Source organism: Mycobacterium sp. DL (assembly GCF_039729195.1).
GTDB classification, from domain to species: Bacteria; Actinomycetota; Actinomycetes; order Mycobacteriales; family Mycobacteriaceae; genus Mycobacterium; species Mycobacterium hippocampi_A.
In genome coordinates this window covers 5,895,442-5,917,527 of sequence record NZ_CP155796.1, presented here as the reverse complement: position 1 = coordinate 5,917,527, position 22,086 = coordinate 5,895,442, and the positions used below count along the sequence as shown (strand labels likewise).

The 22,086-nt window shown below is 66.9% G+C and carries 24 protein-coding genes; 11 read left to right on the top strand and 13 right to left on the bottom strand.

Annotation, left to right across the window (positions count from 1 at the left end; all coding sequences use genetic code 11):
• Window positions 1–3 precede the first annotated feature (3 nt).
• On the bottom strand, window positions 4–660 hold the full coding sequence (gene phoU, locus ABDC78_RS28145; RefSeq protein ID WP_178358211.1) for a phosphate signaling complex protein PhoU: 657 nt from the start codon (window positions 658–660) through the stop codon (window positions 4–6).
• 184 nt (window positions 661–844) lie between these two features.
• Here phoU and ABDC78_RS28140 point away from each other — a divergent pair, with 184 nt between their 5' ends.
• The 4 genes from ABDC78_RS28140 (at window position 845) to ABDC78_RS28125 (ending at window position 3,407) form a co-directional block, all read left to right on the top strand.
• On the top strand, window positions 845–1,621 hold the full coding sequence (locus ABDC78_RS28140) for an endonuclease/exonuclease/phosphatase family protein (RefSeq protein WP_178358272.1): 777 nt from the start codon (window positions 845–847) through the stop codon (window positions 1,619–1,621).
• An 84-nt stretch (window positions 1,622–1,705) separates the two neighbouring features.
• Window positions 1,706–2,410 carry a cutinase family protein gene (locus tag ABDC78_RS28135; protein ID WP_178358212.1) on the top strand — a complete coding sequence of 235 codons (705 nt, stop codon included), beginning with the start codon at window positions 1,706–1,708 and terminating at the stop codon, window positions 2,408–2,410.
• A 58-nt stretch (window positions 2,411–2,468) separates the two neighbouring features.
• Window positions 2,469–2,954 (top strand): MarR family transcriptional regulator, encoded by a 486-nt coding sequence (locus tag ABDC78_RS28130; RefSeq protein ID WP_178358213.1) that lies wholly within the window; start codon window positions 2,469–2,471, stop codon window positions 2,952–2,954.
• A gap of 33 nt (window positions 2,955–2,987) precedes the next feature.
• Window positions 2,988–3,407, top strand: a complete 420-nt coding sequence (locus tag ABDC78_RS28125) for a DUF5313 domain-containing protein (protein ID WP_178358214.1) — start codon at window positions 2,988–2,990, stop codon at window positions 3,405–3,407.
• Window positions 3,408–3,511: 104 nt separating this feature from the next.
• Here the strand turns inward: ABDC78_RS28125 and ABDC78_RS28120 are convergent, their stop codons facing one another.
• Both ABDC78_RS28120 and ABDC78_RS28115 read right to left on the bottom strand, forming a co-directional pair.
• Window positions 3,512–4,492, bottom strand: a complete 981-nt coding sequence (locus ABDC78_RS28120) for a tripartite tricarboxylate transporter substrate binding protein (RefSeq protein WP_347133255.1) — start codon at window positions 4,490–4,492, stop codon at window positions 3,512–3,514.
• Between the two features lie 292 nt (window positions 4,493–4,784).
• Window positions 4,785–5,690 (bottom strand): NAD(P)-dependent oxidoreductase, encoded by a 906-nt coding sequence (locus ABDC78_RS28115; RefSeq protein ID WP_178358216.1) that lies wholly within the window; start codon window positions 5,688–5,690, stop codon window positions 4,785–4,787.
• 398 nt (window positions 5,691–6,088) lie between these two features.
• On the opposite strand from ABDC78_RS28115, the gene ABDC78_RS28110 reads away from it, so the two are divergent.
• Window positions 6,089–6,853, top strand: coding sequence for a GntR family transcriptional regulator (locus tag ABDC78_RS28110; RefSeq protein WP_178358217.1), 765 nt, complete (start codon window positions 6,089–6,091; stop codon window positions 6,851–6,853).
• Window positions 6,854–6,871: 18 nt separating this feature from the next.
• Here ABDC78_RS28110 and ABDC78_RS28105 read toward each other — a convergent pair whose 3' ends face one another.
• Together ABDC78_RS28105 and ABDC78_RS28100 are read right to left on the bottom strand one after the other, a co-directional pair.
• A complete protein-coding gene (locus ABDC78_RS28105) occupies window positions 6,872–7,285 on the bottom strand; it encodes a carboxymuconolactone decarboxylase family protein (protein WP_178358218.1) in 414 nt (137 codons plus the stop codon).
• A 421-nt stretch (window positions 7,286–7,706) separates the two neighbouring features.
• Window positions 7,707–8,939, bottom strand: coding sequence for a mechanosensitive ion channel domain-containing protein (locus ABDC78_RS28100; RefSeq protein WP_178358219.1), 1,233 nt, complete (start codon window positions 8,937–8,939; stop codon window positions 7,707–7,709).
• A 190-nt stretch (window positions 8,940–9,129) separates the two neighbouring features.
• Here ABDC78_RS28100 and ABDC78_RS28095 point away from each other — a divergent pair, with 190 nt between their 5' ends.
• The 3 genes from ABDC78_RS28095 to ABDC78_RS28085 all read left to right on the top strand — a co-directional run bounded on the left by ABDC78_RS28095 (window position 9,130) and on the right by ABDC78_RS28085 (window position 10,769).
• A complete protein-coding gene (locus ABDC78_RS28095) occupies window positions 9,130–9,753 on the top strand; it encodes a DUF3159 domain-containing protein (RefSeq protein WP_178358220.1) in 624 nt (207 codons plus the stop codon).
• 93 nt (window positions 9,754–9,846) lie between these two features.
• The gene (locus ABDC78_RS28090) at window positions 9,847–10,539 is read left to right on the top strand and encodes a HemK2/MTQ2 family protein methyltransferase (protein WP_178358221.1); all 693 of its coding nucleotides are present in this window, start codon (window positions 9,847–9,849) and stop codon (window positions 10,537–10,539) included.
• Window positions 10,540–10,583: 44 nt separating this feature from the next.
• Window positions 10,584–10,769, top strand: a complete 186-nt coding sequence (locus ABDC78_RS28085; RefSeq protein WP_178358273.1) for a CDGSH iron-sulfur domain-containing protein — start codon at window positions 10,584–10,586, stop codon at window positions 10,767–10,769.
• Here ABDC78_RS28085 and ABDC78_RS28080 read toward each other — a convergent pair.
• On the bottom strand, window positions 10,717–11,727 hold the full coding sequence (locus tag ABDC78_RS28080; RefSeq protein WP_178358222.1) for an iron-containing redox enzyme family protein: 1,011 nt from the start codon (window positions 11,725–11,727) through the stop codon (window positions 10,717–10,719). The two genes, ABDC78_RS28085 and ABDC78_RS28080, sit on opposite strands and share 53 nt — an antisense overlap.
• A gap of 211 nt (window positions 11,728–11,938) precedes the next feature.
• Here ABDC78_RS28080 and ABDC78_RS28075 point away from each other — a divergent pair, with 211 nt between their 5' ends.
• Entirely contained in the window at window positions 11,939–12,919 is a 981-nt protein-coding gene (locus ABDC78_RS28075) for a ferritin-like domain-containing protein (protein ID WP_178358223.1), read from the top strand.
• A 76-nt stretch (window positions 12,920–12,995) separates the two neighbouring features.
• Here the strand turns inward: ABDC78_RS28075 and ABDC78_RS28070 are convergent, their stop codons facing one another.
• The 5 genes from ABDC78_RS28070 to ABDC78_RS28050 all read right to left on the bottom strand — a co-directional run bounded on the left by ABDC78_RS28070 (window position 12,996) and on the right by ABDC78_RS28050 (window position 16,621).
• Window positions 12,996–13,649, bottom strand: a complete 654-nt coding sequence (locus ABDC78_RS28070; protein ID WP_178358224.1) for an MOSC domain-containing protein — start codon at window positions 13,647–13,649, stop codon at window positions 12,996–12,998.
• Window positions 13,650–13,677: 28 nt separating this feature from the next.
• A complete protein-coding gene (locus ABDC78_RS28065) occupies window positions 13,678–14,079 on the bottom strand; it encodes a DUF2237 domain-containing protein (protein ID WP_178358225.1) in 402 nt (133 codons plus the stop codon).
• Between the two features lie 15 nt (window positions 14,080–14,094).
• Entirely contained in the window at window positions 14,095–15,141 is a 1,047-nt protein-coding gene (locus ABDC78_RS28060; RefSeq protein ID WP_178358226.1) for a GTP-binding protein, read from the bottom strand.
• A 15-nt stretch (window positions 15,142–15,156) separates the two neighbouring features.
• Window positions 15,157–15,918 (bottom strand): SDR family NAD(P)-dependent oxidoreductase, encoded by a 762-nt coding sequence (locus ABDC78_RS28055; RefSeq protein ID WP_178358227.1) that lies wholly within the window; start codon window positions 15,916–15,918, stop codon window positions 15,157–15,159.
• An 88-nt stretch (window positions 15,919–16,006) separates the two neighbouring features.
• Entirely contained in the window at window positions 16,007–16,621 is a 615-nt protein-coding gene (locus tag ABDC78_RS28050; protein WP_256735974.1) for a hypothetical protein, read from the bottom strand.
• Window positions 16,622–16,762: 141 nt separating this feature from the next.
• Between ABDC78_RS28050 and ABDC78_RS28045 the strand changes: the two genes are divergently transcribed.
• Entirely contained in the window at window positions 16,763–17,428 is a 666-nt protein-coding gene (locus ABDC78_RS28045) for a hypothetical protein (protein WP_178358229.1), read from the top strand.
• On the opposite strand, the gene ABDC78_RS28040 is transcribed toward ABDC78_RS28045, so the two are convergent.
• Complete coding sequence (locus tag ABDC78_RS28040) at window positions 17,425–18,822, bottom strand: aspartate aminotransferase family protein (protein WP_178358230.1); 1,398 nt, start codon at window positions 18,820–18,822, stop codon at window positions 17,425–17,427. The two genes, ABDC78_RS28045 and ABDC78_RS28040, sit on opposite strands and share 4 nt — an antisense overlap.
• Window positions 18,823–18,920: 98 nt before the next feature.
• Window positions 18,921–20,411 (bottom strand): CoA-acylating methylmalonate-semialdehyde dehydrogenase, encoded by a 1,491-nt coding sequence (locus ABDC78_RS28035; protein ID WP_178358231.1) that lies wholly within the window; start codon window positions 20,409–20,411, stop codon window positions 18,921–18,923.
• A gap of 81 nt (window positions 20,412–20,492) precedes the next feature.
• Between ABDC78_RS28035 and ABDC78_RS28030 the strand changes: the two genes are divergently transcribed.
• The gene (locus tag ABDC78_RS28030; RefSeq protein WP_178358232.1) at window positions 20,493–22,085 is read left to right on the top strand and encodes a PucR family transcriptional regulator; all 1,593 of its coding nucleotides are present in this window, start codon (window positions 20,493–20,495) and stop codon (window positions 22,083–22,085) included.
• Window position 22,086 lies beyond the last annotated feature (1 nt).

Genomic DNA, 22,086 nt, shown 5'->3' with positions numbered 1-22,086 from the left:
GGTTCACTGGCCCAGATCGCGAGTCGTGTCCCCGGTGCTGCGGAACAACACCCGCGCCGCAATCGCCACCGCATGGTCGGCGAATCTCTCGTAGAACCTGCCCAACAGCACCAAGTCGATCGCGGCGGGCACACCGTGTGTCCACTGCGGCGACATCACCGCGACGAAGAGCTTGCGGTGCATGTCGTTCATGGCCTCGTCATCGTCTCGTATCCGGCTGGCGCGCACCGGATCTCCGTCGATGATGACTGACGCTGCGTCCTCGGCCAGGTCGACGGCGAGGCTACCCATCTCCGAGAACTGCCCGACGACGTCGTTCGGCAGGACGGGGTCGGGGTGGCGGCGCCGAACGATACGGGCGATGTGCGCGGCGAGTCCGCCCATCCGGTCGGCATCGGAGGCGATGTGCACGGCCGCGACCACAGCGCGGAGGTCGCTGGCCACCGGCGCCTGCCGGGCCAACAGCGCCAGCGCCGAACGGTCGACATCGCGGCGCAGCGCCGCGAGCACCTCGAGCTCGGTCAGCACCCGTTCCGCTGCTTCGAGATCCACTGTCAGCAGGCCGAGGGTGGCGCGTTGCACGGCTTCACCCGCCAGTTCACACATCCGGGCCAGGTCGGCATTGAGGGCGCGAAGCTGCTGGTGGAACTCGGTGCGCACCCCTACCTCCTCTCCATGCAGCGGACCTAGTACCCCTGTACTCGTGATGTATGCACGTCACAACTGATGGGATTTCCATTGTGGATACCAGGTGCTCCTGAAGCGATGGTGTCACGATGCGACAGAAAGGTGACCCGTGCCGCTGATTGTTGTCGATGGTGTCGCCGGTGGGTAGATGAGATCCGTGCGTGTCGCGACGTTCAACATCCTGCACGGCCGGACGGTGGAAGACGGCGTCGTGGACCGGGACAGGCTGTGGGCCAGTGTGCGCGAGCTCGACGCCGACGTACTCGCCCTTCAAGAAGTCGACCTCGATCAGGACCGCTCGGGCCGGGTCGATCTGACCGCGGTCGCGGCCGATGCAATGGGCGCCGTTGCTCACCGATTCGTTGCGGCCGTCTCCGGGACGCCGGGTGCCACCTGGATGGCGGCCACCGGCGCCGAGCAGCCGGGCACGTCGGCCTACGGCATCGCGTTGCTGTCCCGATTTCCGGCGACCGATTGGCAGGTACTGCGGCTACCGACGATCCGCGCCCGGGTCCCCATGTACCTGCCCGAACCGCACCGCGTCCGGATCGTCAGAGAGGAGCCGAGGGCGGCCGTGATCGCCCAGCTCGACACGCCGTTGGGTCCGCTGACCGTCGCAAACACACATCTGTCATTCATCCCCGGCTGGAACCGCCGTCAACTGCGCCGCCTGGTCAGGATGTTGCACTACCGACCTGGGCCGCATCTGCTGATGGGGGACCTCAACCTCCCTCCGGGCGCGGCGGCGAGATGTTCGCGGATGCGCGCGCTGGCGAGCGCACCGACATTTCCCGCGGCGGCGCCGCAACGTCAGATCGACCACATTCTCACCGATCATCCGGGCCTGCGGGCAAGCGGCGACAGGGCCTTCGCGGCGCCGCTGTCAGACCATCGTCCACTCGTCGTCGACCTGGCCGTGACCGGCGCCGGCTAATTCCCGTCGTTTGACCGGCGAACGTCCGGGTATTGCTGGGTTGGCGCCCTTCCGTTTGCGCGCCAGTGACTTGGAGGAGTTTTCATGGCAGCACGACGAATGGTTCGAGGCGGAGTCGCCGCAGTGCTCGGTGCATGGGCAACGCTCGTCGGGGTGGTCGCGCCGTCAGCGGCAGCGCAGGCGCCGTGCCCCGATGTCGAGGTGATCTTTGCCAGAGGCACCGGGGAGGCCCCGGGTGTCGGCGGCGTCGGACAGGGCTTCGTTGACGCGGTGCGCGCCCAGGCCGGACCGAGGACGGTCGGGGTCTACCCGGTGAATTATCCGGCCGGAAGCAATTTCGACCAACGCGCGGCGTTCAAGGCGACGGTGGTCGATGGAATCCGCGACGCGGGCAACCGAATTCAGACCATGGCGGCCGACTGCCCGGATACCCGGCTGGTTCTGGGAGGGTTCTCCCAGGGGGCCGTGGTCTCCGGTTTCGCAACCTCGGATGTGGTCCCGAGCGACGTGCCGGCGGAGTTGGCGCCGCGGCCGCTGCCACCTGAGGTGGCCGACAACGTCGCCGCTGTCGTGCTCTTCGGGACCCCGTCGGGTGAGTTCCTGAGCAGGTACGGCGCGCCGGCCATCACGATCGGCCCGCTGTACGCCGACAAGACGTTGGAGCTGTGCACCCCCGGTGACACGATCTGCTCCGGTGCACCCGATGGCGGACCGACGTTCGCACACGCGCTGTATGCGGTGAACGGAAGCGTCAACGAGGGCGCCGCCTATGCCGTCGGGCGCTTGTAGGCGGTAGAGACACATCACAGTTGGATAGTGCCCTAACTAATCGGGTACTATCCAACTTGTGTCTGCGCAGGTGACTTCCGATATCGATCCGCTCGCCCTCGAGCGGCAAGTGTGTTTCGCCTTGGCGGTCACCAATCGTGCGGTTCTGGCGGTCTACCGGCCGCTGCTCGAGCCGCTGGGCCTGACGCACCCGCAGTACCTGGTGATGCTCGCGCTGTGGGACAACCAGCGCACTTCCCCGGGTCGCCGGTCACCGCTGTCGGTCAAGCGGATTGCGACGGCGCTGCAGCTGGACTCGGCCACGCTCTCACCCATGCTGAAGCGCCTCGAGGCGTTGGGGCTGATCAGCAGGACCCGTAGCGCCGCCGACGAGCGGTCGACCGATGTCGAGCTGACCGGGGAGGGTACGGCGCTACGGGACCGCGCGCTGGCGGTACCCGGTGCCGTAGTGGCACGCCTCGGTGTCGAGCTCGGCGAGCTCGAGGAGCTGCATCGGGTGCTGACCAGAGTCAACTCCGCCGCGCTCGCAGCCGGCGCTCTGTAGATACTTGAAGACGAAGAACGACAGGGAGCGATCATGGCCACGGACAGACCGTCATTTCTGCAGTACATCGGCTACTCATACGGTCGTCGCCTGCCGGCCTCGATGCGGACCTGGGTGGCCGAGGATCTCGCCGCGCAGGGGGCGGTTCGGCGGCACATGATCCGGATGGCGATCCCGCCGTTCTTCCTGCTCGCTCCGCTGTGGCTGCTGCCGGCGTCGCTGTATGTGCATCTGGAGATGACGGTGCCGATCTACACCTGGAGCCTGTTGATGGCGCTGGCGCTCAACAAGGTGTGGCGTCGCCACCGGCTTGCGCAACACGGTCTCGACCCGAACCTGGTCGACGTGATCAACCGCAAGAAGAAGGCGCACATCGACGAGGACTACGTGCGGCGGTTCGGCCCGCGCCCGCAATCGGCCGAGTGGCAGGCGAACAGCAACCCGTTCCTCTGAGCCGTTCGACAATCGTCAACGAACCTCGACTTCTCCGCGATAGCACTGAATGTAGCTTCTGGACAACAGGATTCAGGTAGCTCAGTTTTCCCCGGACCGATCGCTCAGCCGGAGAACGCGTTCGGGTTCGCCTCGAGGAGCTGCTCGATTTCGGTCTGGGACTCCTGGGCGAGGTCGGAGAGCTCATCGGGCGTCAGGTAGGAGATCTTCGATTCCTCGCCGAGTTCCGCGAGTGTGGCCAGATACTCCTCGTTCTCCAACGACGTCTTCAGCGCGTCGACGAGCGCCTGATAGCGCTCAGGGTTGTTGTCGCGGCACTCTGCCGACGCGAACAAACCGTAGTTGGACGCGTTGGCGGGCAACTCCACGGGGAGTGCCTCGTTGATGGGCGGTGCATCGTTGGTGACCTCGGGCCACTTGTTCTCCGGCTGGGTCACCGCGAGCACCCGGGAGTCGTCGGCGATGGCCAGGCTGTTGAACACCCCGGCGTGGGTGCCGTCGACCTCGCCGCTGACCAAGGCGGTACGCGAGGGACCGCCTCCGTCGTAGCCGATGATGTTCAGATCGATTCCCAATTCGCGTTCCATCTGCAGCAGCGCGATGTAGTTGTTGCTCTGGAGCAGGGAGACGCTCATCTTGACCTGGCCCGGCCGGGCTCCGGCGTCGTCGACGAACTCCTGGATGTTCTGCCACGGTGCATCGTTCATCACGCGGATGATCCCGGGTTCGATGCTGATGCCGCCGATCGGGGCGAAGCTGTCCAGGTCGAAATCCACGTCCTGTGTCATGTAGGAGAACATCAGGTGCGGCACGCCGTGGGTGACGACGCTCGTGCAGTCGGCACCGTCGGTCAGCATCACCTGCGCTCCGATGGCCTGGCCACCGCCTTCGCGGTTCTCCACCTCGGCTGTGGTACCCAGCGCTTCGGCGAAGAACGGTTCGAGTTGGCGGGTCGTGGTGTCGAAGCCGCCACCGGGAGAACTCGGGATGATCCAGCGCACCGGTGCGCCGGAGAAGTCGGAGCCAGAGGATCCTGAGGCGCAACCCGAGAGGGCGAGAGTGAGCGCGGCGCCCGTCGCCAGCATCGTTCGAATGGGAAGACTCGTCATCGTGGCTGTCCGATCGTCGTTGATCTGCTGATTGTTCCGATATAGCCGCATCTTTAGAACCGGCCCGCCAGCTGAAGTGCCCCACCGCCGTGGCGACCTGAAATCGCAGCTCACGCTGGTGGAAAGGCGCACGAGCACACGGAACCCCGGGGTGGTCACGCTCCGCGAGCTCACCGAAGCGTGGGTGGCAAAGCACTGCAGCTAACGGGTTTGAACTTTATGCCGGTACTTATGCCAGTGTCAACCATAATTGCCTACTAAATCGTCGTCAGCCAGTCTGGAAGCTGACGTGATTCTTGTCGGCGTAGTAGCGGGCGAGTTCGGTGTGGTCGAGGCCTGGTACGCCGTAAAACGACTGCGCCTGTTCCACGGATTGGAGCACGGTGGAGAGAATCGGTGCGTAGGCGTCGCACTGCTCGGCGAGTCCACTGCCTATCCGAAGGTCCTTCAGCATGAGATCCAGTGCGAACCTGGAGTCGTAGGAGCCGGGCAGGATGTGCTTCGGGTACTTGACTTCGGTGGCTTGGCTACGTCCGGTGGATGCGTTCAGCACCTCGATCATCACGGTCGGCGGAACGCCGAAATCCACTGCAATGCTCAATATCTCGGCGGCGGCGGCAATGTTGGCAGCCGACAACCAGTTGTTCAGTGCCTTCGCGGCATGTCCGCTGCCGGCAGCGCCGACCTCGAGGACGCGGGAACCCAGCGGCGCGACATGCGCCTTGGCTCGGTTCATCGCGGGAACCGAGCCTCCCATCATGATGGCCAGCGTGCCGTCCTCCGCCTTGGCGACACCGCCGGAGACCGGGGCGTCGACGAAGTCGATGCCGAGTTCGTCGGCGCGGGCCGCAAGCGCACGGGTGCTCGCGGGCTCCGAGGAACCCATGTCGATGATGAGCCCGCCAGAGGGCATCCGGGAGAGGAGGCCCTCACCCAACAGCACTTTCTCCACGACGTCGGTGTTGGGCAGCATCAAGATGACAACATCCACGCAATCCGGCAATTCGCCGAGGTCGGCGAGCACCTCGATGTGGTTGTCCGCAGCCACCCGCCCGGCGGTTTCGGCGGATTTGTCGGAGACGAGCGTGCGTCGAGTGGGTGCGTAGCGGCGCACCATCGGCTCGCCCATCATCCCCAAGCCGATGAACAGGGTCGCCGGGGAGGTGTCGGTCATGAAATTCTCCAATGAGCAGTGGGAAACAGGGTCCATCAACCAAGCAGGACGGACTGGTCAAGATAAGCACGGCACTTTCCGGCGAGCAAGCGCATGTAGACCGCCGTCGAGGTGTTTACAGGTATGTAGATCGCAGCCAGCGGGGACTGTAGATCCGCGAGCCGCACCTGCCCAACTGCGTAAAAGCGTTGTCGGCCCGGATATCAACAGCGTTTCGCGAAGCGGATCCACGACACCCAGATACCAAGCAGGCCGACGACAAAAAAGCCGATACTTCCGCTGTCCCGCCGCGATCAGGGGAGAACACTGACGATCGTCTTGGAGACGGGGTGGGCCGACTCGGACGCGGCGGCCGTTGGTCCGCCGATAGTGACGGCGTACTCGGTTAAAGTTCATCCATGACCGTGTCCGAATTGCCGGACGGTGCCGATCTGCCGAACTATCGCCGACTGGCCCTGCTGCTGGCCGAGGAGATCCAAGCCGGCAAATACGGACCGAACACACCGTTGCCCACCGACACCCAGTTGATGCTCACCTATGACCTCGGACGTCAGACAGTGCGGCGCGCATTTCAGGAGTTGGTCGCGGACGGACTGGTGTACCGGGTTCGAGGCAAGGGAACCTATCCCGCAACGCGGCCCACGAAAGGGCGCGCGGTTCGCTCCACCGGTTCGGTCGAAGCTCTCGAACAATGGGAGGGCACGGAGATGGAGGTCATCTCGCCGGTCGCGTTACAGCGCAATACCGAAGTCGCTGAGCGACTGGAACTCTCGGGTCCGGTCGTGGCCCGATTGACCGTCCGTCGGTGGGTTGAGGGCGAACCGTTCGCTCTGACCGAGATCTTCCTTCCCCCGGAAATCGGCAACAGGCTCGTGTCCGAGGACAAGATCCCCGAAGGCCGGGTCGTGGGCACGATCGTGGCGTCCGTCGGCGCGATGGCGGGTCCGGTGGCCAGCGCCGACGAAACGGTCACCGCGATCGCCGTACCCGATGCGCTGGCCGAATCGCTGCACACGACCGCGGGCCGGCCCGCGCTGCGGGTGGAGCGGGTGTTTCGCAATTCTGCTGGTACACCGCTCGAGATCTCCGTGACGGTGCACGCCTCCGAGAGATATGAGCACCGTCTGTCGATCCACCGCGCCGGGTCCCACCGCATCGGGTGACGCGGTGAGCGGCCGACATCAGTCCGACTGACCCGCACCGCCTTCGTGAACCAGCACACGAGGCTCGATACCGTCGGCACCGACCACCTCGCGCCACGCCTCGACGCCGGCTTGGAAGGCGACGATGCCGGCTTCGGGAAGCGAGATCTCGATGGCCTCGAGGATCTCCTGTGAGCTCACGCCAAGATCGAGGGCGACTCGGATGTGGCTCTGGATGTGGCCCTTCGACGCTCGCATGACTGTCAGGCTGACGATGAAGATCAGCTCTTTGGTCTTGCGGTCGAGGGTCCGCTGGTCCAGGTAGGCGGCACTCACGACGCCGTTCGCAGCCTGCAGCACCGGGAAATCGTGCTTGGCCATGACCTTGTGGTAGTCGAGCACGTAGCCGCGCTTCTCGGCCATGTCGTCGATGTATTCCTGCGGTGTGGTCATTGAATGGATCCTTTCGGGGGCGGTCTGGCTCGACCTGATCGGCCACTGCAGGTAGTCGGGCACCTGAGCTTTGCGTGCATTTCTGTGCCGCCGTGCCATCCGATGTCGGTGGCCGTCGGCGCTGGGTAAGGATAGGCACGGCACTTTCCGCGGCGCAACCTTGCCAGAGGTCAGTCAGGGCGCAGTTGCCCGGGGCGAACCGGGGGGTTGCGGTAGCGCCGACCTATCGCCCGCGGACGCTCAGGCTTCGTCAAAAATCGCCCTGAACTGGGCATTATTGGGCCTCTTGTGCGATCTGGCGGCCACCCCGGCATCGGCTCCCCGGACCTGGGTTCAGCATGGAATGGGTGGCACTAAAAAGCCGCCACTTCGGTTCCCGACGGTCGCGAGCGGCTGTTCGCCGTCACCGGTCGGTGGCCGCTCAGCCGCCGTCGTAGCGCACGCGGGCGAACTCGCGATCCGGGTCCGGCGCGATGTCCTCGGTTTGATCGAAGGCGCGGCCGCGGCGCTCGGCGTCCGGGTTGCCCGTGAACAGACCCGAATCGGCCTGCCGGTCAGTTCGTAGCGGGGCTCCGCCGGCGATGCTCGCGTCACGTCCACTCTGGTGCTCGAGCCGGCGGCGCGGCAGCGCGCCCGGATTCGCACGCTGCAGCCATGCCACCATGCCTTCGCGCACATCACACCGGAGATCGAACAGAGCCCCGGCATTGGGCGCGCTGACCAGCATCCGAACCCGGACGTAGCCGTCGACCGCATCAGTCACCTGCAGGACGCCGACCCGGCCGTCCCACAGCGGGTTGGCCTGCAGCAGCCGGTCCAGTTCGGCCCTCATCTCGTCGAAGGGCACGGTGAAGTCCACGTCGAGTTCCGCGGTGCCGAGCAGTTCGGTGGCGTTGCGTGTCCAGTTCTGGAACGGGGTGGTCGTGAAATAGGTGCACGGGAGCACCAGGCGGCGTTCGTCCCACAGGTGCACGACCACATAGGTCAGCGTGATCTCCTCGATGCGGCCCCACTCGTCCTCCAGCACGACGACGTCGCCCACCCGGATGGCGTCGGAGAAGGCGATCTGGATCCCGGCGAAGGCGGCGCCGAGCGAGGTCTGAGCAGCCAGCCCTGCGACTACCGAGAGCACACCCGCCGACGCGAACAACGTCTTTCCGATGTCGCTGAACGACGGGAACGTCATCAGTGCCGCTGCCCCGCCGAGCACCACGACGATGGCGATGACCAGCCGACGGAGCACCGTGACCTGCGTGCGGATCTTCCGACGGTGCCGGTCGGCGTCGGTCAGGCCGGCGTCGCCGCCGGCGAAGCGGGCGATCACCCGTCGTTCGGCCACCGACGCCAGGCTGGCCAACAGCCAGGTGATCGTCCCGATGAGCACGAGGATCAGGGCGTGATCGAGGAAGGCGCGCCACCCCGAATCGGGTTCGGCGACCCGTCGAAGCACTGCGGAGGCTGCGATCACCATCAGCGTGGCCCGCACCGGGCGGCGGGTCAGCTGTGCGACGTCGTGTAGGACAGCGCTGCGCCGACCGAGCCGCTGGACGGTCCACGACAACCCCAGCCCAATCGCGTAGGCGATCCCCAGAGCCCCGACGATCCATGCCGCGCTGACGACGGGGTGGCCGGTGGGGTCGAACATGTCGGGCATCACAACAGTGCTCCTGAAATGGATGGATCGCGGCGATCAGGGGGTTCTGCGCCAACGAGCGACATCGGTCGCGACACAGGGAAAGCCTTCCCGGTACCGCGTGCGGGCCAAACGCCGCAGGCACCAGATGGCGGCATTGAGAGTGAACTCACAAACGGCGGTTGCGAGCGCCGTCAGTAATCTGGACGCCATGACCAACGCCGGGACGCCGATCGACGGGTTGCTGGCGCGCGCAGGAGGGATCCGGGGACTGGTCTACACCGCGTTGCCGGTCACCACTTTCGCCGTGGTGTCCCCGGCCGCCGGTCTGATCCCGGCGATCGTCGCGGCGCTGTCCGCCGCCGCAGCCGTGCTGGCGTGGCAGGTTCTGCGGCGGGAATCCACCCGGCCGGCGGTGCTCGGCTTCGCCGGTGTCGGCGTGTGCGCGGCCTTCGCCTATGTCACCGGGCAGGCCAAGGACTTCTACCTGCCCGGCATCTGGATGTACCTGGTGATGGCGATCGTGTTCACCACGTCGGTGCTGATCCGCCGGCCGCTGGTCGGCGTGGTCTGGGCCAGGGTCACCGGCCGCGACGACACGTGGCGACGCGTCCCGCGGGTGCGCCTGGCCTTCGACGTCGTCACGATCACGATGGCGGTGGTGTCCTGGACTCGCTTCCTGGTGCAGTACTACCTGTACGACACCGACCAGGAGGGGCTGCTGGCGGCCGCCCGGATCGTGATGGGGTGGCCGGTGTTCGCGGTGACGTCGTCGCTGATCTACCTCGCCATCCGCAGGGCCGTGCGCGCCCTGCCGCGCGCTGCCGTCGCCTGACCGGGCGCTCCCAACGGGTTTGGGCCATGCCGGAGCGGGCATCTTGGAGAAGCGACGCCGGACCGGTGTCGGCAGTCTTCGAGGAGAACCCACGTGACCACTGCTTACACAGACTTCGATGCACCTGAGGTGCCGGTTGGGATCTATCCCCCGCAACAGGATTCGCACCTGCTGATCGACGCGATCGTCGACGCGGGGCTGGCGTCGGGAGCGCGGGTAGCGGATCTCTGTACCGGAAGCGGCGTGGTGGCGATCGCGGCGGCTGAGGCCGGTGCGGCAGAGGTCACCGCTTTCGACATCTGCCCGAAGGCCGTGCGGTATGCCCGCGCCAGCGCGTCGGCCGCAGGCGTCAGCGTGCAGGTGCATCGCGGGTCATGGTCGCGCGCAGAGGAATTCGGGCCCTACGACCTGGTCGTGTCCAACCCTCCCTACGTGCCCCACGGGCCGGCCGACGACACCGACGCCATCCCGTCCACGGCCGGGCCCGCCCGAGCCTGGAACGCCGGCAGCGACGGGCGCAGCGTGCTCGACCCGCTGTGCGACGCCGCACCCTTGCTGGTCGATGGAGGTGGCACCCTGCTGGTGGTCCAGTCGGAATGCTCGAACGTGGAGTCCACGCTGTCAGCCCTGCGCGCCCACGGCATGCACGTCGACATCGTCGCCCAGCAGTACATCCCGTTCGGCCCGGTGATGTCGGCGCGCGCGCAGTGGTTGACGCGTACCGGCCTGCTGCAGCCGGGACGCCAGGAGGAGAGGATCGTGGTGATCCGGGCAGACGCGCCGTGACCGGCGAACCGCGGCTGGTCCGCGTCGTCCCGGCCGGGCCGGTGATGGTGGAAGGTCCGGTCCGCATCGAGATGCCCGACGGCAGCATCGTGGAGTCCGACCGCTTCATGGTGGCGATCTGTGCGTGTCGACGGTCCAAGACATACCCGCTGTGCGACACGAGCCATCGCCGAAAAGTCAGTCCAGGGAACGCCGCAGCGAAGAACGGCCCTCCTGCCAGCACTGCATGAGGTGGTCGGCGAGCCGGTTCTCGACCACGTCGAAGGCGCGGATCCCGAACACCACATCGTGGTCGAGTTGTGGTTCGCGGGCCACCAGGTCTCCCACCACATCTGTGCGGACCACCTGTTCGTGGACGGCGTCGGCCTCCACGTGTTCCAGATAGAAATCGCGGCAATCGTCAGGCGCGCCAAGGCGTTCGAGGGCCTGCGCCATGCGGCGTGAGCCGGGGGGCGAGGTGACCTCGGTGGCGGCGAAATGCCCGACCGAACAACCACGAAGCCGCCGGTGCAGTCCGAACATCGACATCACGTTCACCACGGCTAGCGTCGCGCCGGGCACGTCGTTGAGGTAACCCAGATAGGACGTGTCGAGATCTGCACCGGCCATCAGGTCGGCGAACAGCTGTTGATGCAGCCGGGCGCCCCTGCCGCCGCCGAACTCGTCGTACTCGACGGCGACGAACGACGCCTTGGCCTGACCGGTGAGCCGGGGAATGGTCCACGCGTGCGGATCCCCCTCCTTGAGGTGGTACAGCGACCGGTGGGCGAAATACTCCCGCATCTGCTCCCAGGTGCCCTCGTCGCGCAGGTGATACGACGGTCCGGTACCCCCGACGGGCTCCACACACAATGCATCCAACTCGGCCGTGGCGGTGGCGCCCTCGTCGATCTCGCCGACATCCTCGGTCACCGCGTCCAGGACCAGCTCTTCGAGCCGACCGCGCAGGTGCAACAGACCCGGATTCCATTCCCAGCCGGCGTCGACGTCGGCGAACCCGCGGTAGTGCAGCTCGTAACAGATGTAGAGCGCAAGTTGCACGTCGACGCCGTAGGGATCGGCATCGGCGAAGGATGTTGCGACCCGGTTCAGTTGATGGAGCGGGGCGCGCTCGGACAGCAGATCGAGCACCGACATCGAGATCGGTCCGCGGGGCTCGGGCAACACAGGTTGCACCAGGATGGGCATCACGATCGGGTAGTACCCGGCAGGATCACCACCAAACCGGCCCGACCAGCGACTCCCGCGCGTACCCGAAGGTTCCCGAACTACACCTCTGAGAAAGGTTTCTCACATTGCCGACATCGGGGCTATGGAGTGCGCGTCGACGGGTAACCGACAGTCAGGCGCAGCCATGCGCTGACCGAAACTCTATTAGATCAAGGGGTGCAACCTAAAAATGGCAACACCAATCACACCGACCACCGTGACCACCGCGACCCTGCTCACGCAGTTGCGCAGCCTGCTGGACCTGACGCATACGGAGATCCAGGTCGCCGAAACCCGTGTGGTGCAGGCTCGCACCGACGCGGTCCGTACCGAACTGCAGCAGAACGCGGACAACGCCCGAATCCGGGCCGAGGCCATCGAGAAGGCGATCCGCGATCTCGGCGGATATCCCGACGTGATCGGCCCGTTCCTGGGCCGTGCCGCCGCGGCTGTGAAGGCGCTGACCGAGCAGGCCGAACCCTTCGACGAGGCACTTCTCGGTGACCTCGCCCTCGAGGGTCAGCTGCTCGACCGGTCCCGCTACGTCAAGGCCCTCGCCGTCGCCGCCAAGCACAAGGACGTCGAAGCGCTCGCCACCCGTCTGATCACCGCGCACACCGCTACGGTGGATTGGCTGACCACCGTCCTCGCCGAAGACGCCCTCGGTGGCCCGGCCGCACTGCGGCGGACCCCGATGCAGGCCGCCGCTGGATTCGCCGTCAAGTTCGTCAACCTGCCGTTGACTTGGTCCACCCGTCGGGCCGAACGTGCCGCGGAGGCCCTCCGGTCGGTGCGACCCGCAGTCAGCGATCTCGTCGATCGTGGTGCACGTACCAGTGACATCGCCACCAAGGCGCTTGTCGGAGCACGTGATTCGGCCCTGGAAACCGCTGAGCGGATCGCCCGCGAGCAGGGCGCCGGTCAGGCTGCGGATGCCATCCACGCGGCGCGTAGCGCCACCGGCATCCTCGACGCGTCCGAGCTCCCCATCGCCGGATACGACGAGCTCAATGTCAACGAAGCCGTCAGTGCCATCAAGGAACTCACCGATCCCACCGACATCCGGGTGATCGTGGCGTACGAGGAAGCCAACAAGGAGCGGCAGCGCGTCGTCTCCGCCGCGCAGACGCGGCTGGCCGCGATCGCACAGGAGGTCGTCGGCATCAGCTGATACTGAGGCTGATCCACCGATCAACAAGCCGGCGCAGGTGTCTGACACCTGCGCCGGTTCTGTTGTGCGGCAGAGACTATGCGCTGCTCCGGCGGGCGATCTGCTGCTTGATCTTCTCGGGCAGGGCATCCGCCGGCGCCAGGGTGGGCAGAAGGTCGGGCTCGAGCATCAGCGCGCGGAACACGGTGCCGATCGTCACCGAGTGATCCGGACGGTCGAGGACCTCGATCTGATCACCTGCGCGCATGGTCCCCGGCTCGATCACCCGGAAGTACGCGCCGGGCAGTTTCGCGGCGGTGAACGTCTTGATCCACCCCGGAATGTCCAGCCAGGTGGAGAACGTCTTGCACGGCGTCCGCGGACTCGTGACCTCGAGGATCAGGCCGTCGGTTCCTACGGCCCATCGTTCGCCGACCAGGCATTCGGTGAGATCCACACCGGAGGTCGTGATGTTCTCCCCGAACATCCCGTTGGTCAGCTCCCGCTCCAGCCGAGATTGCCAGCCGTCGAGATCCTCACGCGCATAGGCATATACAGCCTGATCGTCGCCACCGTGGTGCCGTGAATTGCAGACCGAGTCACCCACGACGCCGCTGCCGAGGCCACCTTTCCTGGGGCCGGGGGCACGAACCTCGAGCGGCTCGTCACTGGGACGCTTGTTGATGCCGGTCCGCAGCCCACCGAGATCAGCGGGCGCCTGAGCCGTGTTCACCGTCAACACCGAAGCCATACCGAAGGTTAACCGAGCGGCCGTCGTGCTACAGACCGGCCAGGTCGTCGGGAACGTCGACACCGTACTGCCGGAGTACGTCCAATGGCACGGTCTCCAGGGTGCGCTCGTGCGTGCAGGCCAACACCACCGGGCAGGCGTAGCCGTCCTCGTGTGCTCGCAGCCAGTTCAGGGCGGTCACACACCAGCGATCGCCGGGAGCCAACCCGGGGAACCGGTAGGCGGGCATGGGGGTCGACAGGTCGTTGCCGATCGAGCGCTGGTGCTCGAGGAACTCCGTCGTCACCACCGCGCAGATGGTGTGCCGACCGAGGTCCTCATCGCCGGTGCTGCAGCACCCGTCGCGATAGAAACCGGTCAGCGGTTCGGTGCCGCACGGATCCAGTGGTGCGCCCAGCACGTTCAGTTCGGGGATCGCGCGTTCAGCCATGACGCCAGTATGCGATCAGATGCTCAACCTGCGGTAGCGCTGCAGCCGCCGGACGCCCTGCGCGGACGCCACGCCGGTGACCGGGGCCAGTGCCGATTTCAACCGGTCCCGGACGTTGTCGGTGTCCAGCCCCATCCCGATCGCGACCAGACAGTTGGCGTTCGTGCCGCCTGGGGCCGTACCTCTTGGGGCGGCGGCGATGTGTACCGACGGGCCCACGACGTTGACGACGTAGACACGGGTGGTGCTGCGGTAGCGCACCGCGACGGTGCCCTTGATCCGGTACACGCCCGCCGGGGGATGCTCCAGGACGTCGATGACGGCGCCGGGGTCCACACACCCGTCGCCGACCACCGTGACGGAATCCGCGTGGACGTGGTCGTGGTCGTCTGCGTGGGGCGTGAGGTTCTCGGTGTCGACGAGCAATTCGCGGAACGTGAGTTGGCCCGTCTCCTCACCGGCGACGGTCACGTCGTAGAGCAGCGCAGGGTCGATCCGCCCCGCCGTCGCGCCGACCACCTGTGCGTGCGGGTTGCATTCGCGGACCCTGTTCTCGATGCGCTGCAGCGCCGCCGTGCGGTCGCCGTCGGCGACCTGGTCGAGCTTGTTGACGACCACCAGCGTCGCGGCGCCGTAGCGAGCCGGTGGAGTGGGGTCGCGATCCACGGTGTCGAAGTGGGTGGCGGCATCGAGCACGTCGACGACCCCACCCGGCCGGACGTTGTCGACCCCGCTGAAGCGGATGATGCGGGAGATCGCTACGGGATCGGCCAGACCGCTGGCCTCGACGATGATGGCGTCGAGCCGCAGCTTGGGGTCCGCCAGACGGGCCAGCGCAACATCGAGGCCGCCGTCGTCGGGCAGGCAGCAGATGCACCCACCGGCGATCGACGCCGGCTCGTCCACCTGCCCGGTCACCAGCGCGGCGTCGACGTTGAGCTCACCGAAATCGTTGATCACCACCCCGATCCGCGCCAGGGGACTGCGCAGCACGTGGTTGAGCAACGTCGTCTTGCCGGCGCCGAGATAGCCGGTCAGCGCGATGACGGGAACCGCTTGCACACCCGATCCTTCTGTTCAGCGGAAGCCGGCGGCCCCGCCGTCGACCATGATCGTCTGCGCGGTGACGAACGACGAATCGTCGCCCAGCAGGAAGCACACCACCGGTCCGATGTCGGAGCCCACGTCGCCCAGGCGCCCCATCGGAACACCGCGCAGGGTGCGTTCGTAGCTCTCCGGGGCCAGCTCGCGCCACATGCTGATGCTCTCTGTCTCGGCGAACGGGCAGACCACGTTGACCCGGATGTTGAGCCGTCCCCATTCCAGCGCAGCCACTTTCGACATCCCCCGGATCGCTTCCTTGGCCGCCGCGTAGGCGCCGAACTTAGGCTTGCCCACGGTGCCCGAACCCGATCCGAGGTTGACGATGCTTCCGCCGCCGTTGTCGGCGAACACCGGGTACGCCGCCTGCATCAGCTCGAAGGTCGCGCGTGGGCCGACGTCGAAGACGAGGTCGTAGTCCTCGCGGGTGATGGCCTGGAACGGCTTCGGCTCGTTGGTGGCGATGGCGTTGTTGACCAGACCGTGCAGTCCGCCGAACGTGGTGAGCGCCGAGTCCACGATGCGATTCGCGCAGTCACGGTCTCTCAGGTCGGCGACCAGCACGTCCACTGAACCGCCCGCCGCCCGAAGGCCTTCCGCGGTCCGGGTGAGCATGCCCTCGTCGCGGTCGACGAGCAGCACCGACGCGCGCCGCTCGATCAGTGCGGTCGAGATGCCCTTACCGACACCTCGGGCCGCCCCGGTCACGATCACCACCTTGCCGTCCACGCTCGCCACCGTAGCCACCGCCGGTTCCTGACACGCCGAAGGGCCGGGCCTGATCGGGGAATCAGGCCCGGCCCCCGGGCACGGTTATCTGGTCAGGTCAGGGTGCGGGGATGGTCGCGCAGCCCAGACCGGGGATGCAACCGCTCGCTCCACCCGGTCCTGCGGTGCCACTCGGGCCACCGGGGATCGCGCCGGTCGCGCCTTCCGGTCCTGCGGCACCGCTGACGCCACCGGGGTTGGTGCTTCCGCTGACGCCACCGGGGCCGGCTTCACCGACAGGTCCACCGGGAATCGCGCCTGCCGCACCACCGGGTCCGGCTTCGCCCACCGGGCCACCGGGAACGGCAGCACTGGCCCCGCCCGGACCAGCCTCAGCGGCCGGACCTCCGGGGTTGGTGCTGCCGCTCACGCCGCCGGGACCTGCCACGCCGGCCGGACCGCCGGGGATGGCACCTGAGGCACCGCCGGGGCCAGCAACGCCACCGGGGCCGCCCGGGATCGCGCCAGCTGCGCCGCCGGGTCCGGCAACGCCGCCGGGGCCACCGGGGATCGTGCCCGCAGCGCCGTCGGGACCCACGTAGCACGGGGCACCGTCGGCATTGACGCACGCCGGCGGGGGCGGCGGGGGCGGCGGGTTGGTGTTGAAGGGGCTCTGCGCAAAGGCCATGGGAGCGGTCGCGATGGCGGTCGCAGCGGCACCCGCGAAGAGCAAGGATCCGAGGGTTCGAGGTGAAGAAGTCTTGTTTCGCATGACGGTTCAATTGCCCGCGGAGACAAAAATAAAACACCTGAGTCAGGAAAATTTCCTAAGTGGTCTAACGAAGCCCGCGCGCGGTGGTGGCAAGCTGGCTGAATGGGACTGCTCTTCCGCCTGGCCGAGTTACTCATCGTGCTCGTGCCGCTGGCCGGTGTGGGCTACGCCACGTTCAGGGCCATCACGTCAGCGCGGGGGCGTCGGTCAGCAGAGCTGCCGTCGACGCCGGAGTCGCCGTCCGCGCCGCCGCCGCGGTCAGACGGCGACGCCGCGCAGCGCCGCGTGATCTCCCGGACGGTCGAAGAGCACGATCGGACCGACACCCGCTGGCTGGAGTACGAACTCGACGTCGCCAAGCTGCTCGACTATCCGCTGATGACCGATATGCGCGACCCACTCACCGAGCGTTTCCACCGCGCCAAGCTCCGCTCGGATTTCCTGCGGCCCGCCGACGTGTCCGACCTGCTCGCCGACCGCGACGCTGCCCGCGAGTACATCGACGCGGTCCAGGAGTACGTCACCGCATTCGATGTCGCCGAGGGCGAGGCGATCAGGCGCAGCCGCAGCTACTTCTCCCGAGAGGAGCAGGAGCGCCTCGCCCGCGCACAACGGCTGCTGCGGGTATCGACCGACAACGCGGCGACGTCGCAGGAACGCGAACGGGCCTACCACCTGGCGCGGCGCGAACTCGACGGCCTGATCGTGCTGCCCGAACGCGCCCGGGTCGCACTCGAGCGCGGCATCTCCGGCGAACTCGGCAGTTAGGCGCCGGCAGCGTCGGCGACGTCCAGGGCACGGTCCAGGATTTCCAGGCCCTCGCGCGCCAACTCCTCGGTGATGATGCACGGCGGCACCACATGGATGCGGTTGTAGTTCGCGAACGGCAGCAGCCCGGTCTTCTTGCACTCCGCGATCACCGCGTTCATCGCGGCACTGGAGCTGCCGTACGGGGCGAGCGGTTCGCGGGTTTCCTGATCGGCCACCAACTCGACCGCCCAGAAGACGCCCGCACCGCGCACCTCGCCAACGCAGCTGTGCCGGTCGGCCATCTCGCGCAGGGTGGGTCCGATCACCTCGCTGCCGATTCGTGCGGCGTTCTCGACGATGCCCTCGTCGGCCATCGCGTTGATCGTCGCGACGGCGGCGGCGGTCGCCAGCGGATGGCCGGAGTACGTCAACCCGCCCGGATACGCACGATGGGCGAAGGTGTCCGCAATCGCCGGGCTGATCGCCACCCCACCGAGCGGCACGTAGCCGGAGTTGACGCCCTTGGCGAAGGTCAGCAGGTCCGGTGTGACGTCGAAATGGTCGATGGAGAACCATTTTCCGCTGCGGCCGAAGCCCGCCATCACCTCGTCGGCGATGAAGATGATGCCGTATTCGTCGCACAGCGCCCGCACTCCGGCGATGTAGCCGGGCGGCGGGACCATGATGCCGGCGGTGCCGGGTATGGACTCGAGGATGATCGCCGCGATGGTCGACGGCCCCTCCATGCGGATGGTCTCGTGCAGATGATCGAGCGCGCGCTCGGTCTCTTCGGCTTCGGTGGTGGCATGGAAGCGCGACCGGTAGAGGAACGGCCCGAAGAAGTGCACAACGCCGGCATTGCCGTGATCGTTGGGCCAGCGCCGCGGATCGCCGGTCAGGTTGATCGCGGTCTCCGTGCCGCCGTGATACGAGCGGTAGCGGGCCAACACCTTGTAGCGGCCGGTGTGCAGCCGGGCCATCCGAACCGCATGCTCGACTGCATCGGCGCCGCCGTTGGTGAAGAAGATCTTGTTGAGCTCACCGGGGGTGCGCTCGGCGATCAGCCGTGCGGCTTCGGAGCGGGCGTCATTGGCGTGCTGCGGCGCTACCGTGCACAGCTTCGCCGCCTGATCGGCAATGGCGGCAACAACTTTGGGGTGCTGGTGGCCGATGTTGGTGTTCACCAGCATCGACGAGAAATCGAGAAGCCGATTGCCGTCACCGTCCCAGACGTGGCATCCGTCGGACGCCACGATCGTCATCGGGGAGATGTCGGCCTGGGCGGACCACGAATGGAACACGTGGGCGCGATCGAGCTCGTAGGTGCGAGCGGCCTCGGCGCGGGCCGCTTCCACGCTCAGGCCATTGGGCAGCGTTGTTTCGTCGAGCGTTGTTTCGTCGAGCGCAGTCATGACAGTGGAGACCTATCTAGTTGATGCCACGCGAGAGTACGAATTGTGACGGGCTCTCCCGGTCGATGTGTCACAAACCGTACTCCCGAGGGCGCGATTCAGGCGTTTTGGGGGAAGCCGAGGTTGATGCCGCCGTGGCTGGGGTCGAGCCAGCGGCTGGTGATGGCTTTCTGGCGGGTGAAGAACTGGACGCCGTCCATGCCGTGGGCGTGGCTGTCGCCGAACAGCGAGGCTTTCCAGCCGCCGAAGCTGTAGTAGGCCATCGGCACGGGGATCGGCACGTTGATGCCGATCATGCCGACCTGCACCTCGTTCTGGAATCGTCGGGCCGCGCCGCCGTCGTTGGTGAAGATCGCGGTGCCGTTGCCGTAGGGGTTGGCGTTGATCAGGTCCAGGGCTTCGTCGTAGGTCTCGACGCGCACGACCGAGAGGACGGGGCCGAAGATTTCGTCGGTGTAGACGCTCATCTCGGGGGTCACCTGGTCGATCAGGGTGGGGCCGAGCCAGAAACCCTCAGCGCCGCCGTTGGGTGTGACGGTGCGGCCGTCGACGACGATCTTGGCGCCGTCGTTCTCGCCGGCGTCGATGTAGGAGGCGACTTTGTCGCGGTGGGCCTTGGTCACCAGCGGGCCCATGTCGGAGTCTTGGGTGCCGTCGCCGATCTTCAGCGGTGTGGTGCGTTCGGCGATCTTGGCGACCAGGTCATCGGCGATGGGGCCGACCGCGACACAGGCCGAGATGGCCATGCAGCGTTCACCGGCGGAGCCGAAGCCGGCGTTGACCATGGCGTCGGCGGCCAGGTCCAGGTCGGCGTCGGGCAGGATCACGGCGTGGTTCTTCGCGCCGCCGAGAGCTTGGACGCGTTTCCCGGCGGCGGTGCCGGTGGCGTAGACGTACTGGGCGATCGGGGTGGACCCGACAAAGCTGACCGACTTGACCTTCGGGTTGGTCAGCAGTTCGTCGACGGCGGTTTTGTCGCCCTGCAGGACGTTGAAGACGCCTGCGGGCAGGCCGGCTTCGGCCCACAGTTTGGCGATCCACAGCGAGGCGGTGGGGTCTTTCTCCGAGGGCTTGAGGACGACGGTGTTGCCGGTGGCGATCGCGACGGGGAAGAACCACATGGGCACCATCGCGGGGAAGTTGAACGGGGAGATGACGCCGACCACGCCGAGCGGTTGGCGGATCGAGTAGACGTCGACTTTGGTGGAGGCGTTCTCGGTGAAGCCGCCTTTCAAGAGGTGGGGGATGCCGCAGGCGAATTCGACGACTTCCTGGCCGCGGGACACTTCGCCCAGGGCGTCGGAGACGACTTTGCCGTGTTCGGCGGTGATGATCTCGGCGAGCTCGCCTTTGCGGTCGTTGAGCAGCTCCCGAAACTTGAACAGCACCTGGGTGCGTTTGGCCAGGCTGGTGTCGCGCCAGGCGGGGAACGCCGCCGCCGCGGCGTCGATCACCGTCTGCGCATCGGCGACAGTGGCCAACGCCACCTGCCCGGTCACCTCACCGGTCGCCGGGTTCGTCACCGGCGCAGTCGCGCTGCCCGTTCCCGCGAACTCCTTGTTGTCCACCCAATGAGAAATAGTCTGCATGCCACTCAGTGTGCGGCTGAATACTCCATGGGCGGCGTGACAGAATGACTCCGATTTCGCTGATTGCATTACATTGTGTCAATGACGCTGACGGTAGGTGAAGTCATCGCGCTGCCGGTTGTGCAGGCCGGTGACCCCGAGGTGCTCTCCGCGCGCCGGTGGGACGAGCCTCTCCGTTGGGTCCACGGCAGCGACTTGGCGGATCTGTCCGCGCTGCTGCAGGGCGGGGAGTTGGTGTTGACAACAGGGTCCGCCCTTGCGAGATCTCCGCGAAAGTACCTGCAACGCTTGGCTTCCGCCGGGGCGATCGGAGTGGTTGTCGAGTTGGGAAGCCAGGTGCCGCAACTTCCGGGAAATGCCGCGCCGATCGCCGAGGAGCTCGACCTTGCGCTCGTGGTGCTGCACCGTGCCATCCGGTTCGTCGAGGTGACCGAGGCCGTGCACCGCCGGATCGTCGCCGAACAATACGAGGAGGTCGCCTTCGACCGCCGCGTCCACGAAACCTTCACCGAGCTCAGCATGCGACGGGCATCGGTCGGGGGGATCGTGGACGCCGCAGCCAGGATGCTCGATGAACCCGTTGTGTTGGAGGATCTTTCACATCGTGCGCTGGCGGTTTCCGCGAATGCCGACGCCTCCGCGCTGCAGGACTGGGAGCGCCGATCGCGGCGCAGCCCCGGAACCGGAGCCGACGCCGAGGCATGGGCGGTGACCGCGGTCGGCCCCCGCTCGGAGGAATGGGGTCGGTTGGTCGTACCACGCCCTCCCGCCGACTCCGGCCGCGCGACCAGGGTTCTCGAGCGCGCGGCGGCCGCACTCGCCATGCACCGCATGATCGAGCGAGACCGGTCAGGGCTGCAGCAGCAGGCCCAGAGCGGACTCATCGACGACGTGCGTCGAGGCAGGGTCACCGAGGAACGTGAGGCCGCAGCCCGGGCGCACGCGCTGGGGCTTCGGGCGTGCGCGTTCTACCTTCCGGCCGTGATCAGGGTCGAACGGCGACGGCGGTCCGGGGATCCCGTCGCCACCCACCGGCGCAACGTCGCACTGCTCGACGCCGTCGCGCACACCGTCAACGCCGCGGGCCATACCGGGCTCTTTGCACTACAGGGTGACGGCGAGGTCGGTGTGGTTCTCGCGCTCAAGGACACCAGGGCTGCCGTGGCATCAAAAGCTCTGACCGCGCTTGGTGAGGCGCTTCGCCGCGAGGTGCAACGTGTGGACGCCGCCGAAGGTTCGGTGCTGGCGCTGGCCGCCGATGTGGGCACGGTGACCGATGCCATCGTAGGACTGGCCGAGGCCGCACACATCGCCGAAGTGGCCATCTCCATGGGGGATTCCCGGCCCTACTTCCGCGCCGCGGACACCAGGCTACGAGGTCTGGTGACGCTGTTGCGCGACGACAGGCGGGTGCAGCAGTTTGCCGAGACAGAGCTCAAATCACTACTGGCAGAAGATGACCGAGGTGATCTTTCCAACGTCGCGGTGCTGCGTGTCTATCTGGCCGAGGCCGGGAACAAGGTGGCGGTCGCCGAACGCCTGCACATCAGCCGCCCTGCGCTCTACAAGCGGCTGGCCGTCATCCGGGAACGTCTCGGTGTGGACCTCGACGACGGTGAATCGCGAACGTCGCTGCATGTCGCACTGCTTGTCCTCGATGCGCGAACTTCTTGAC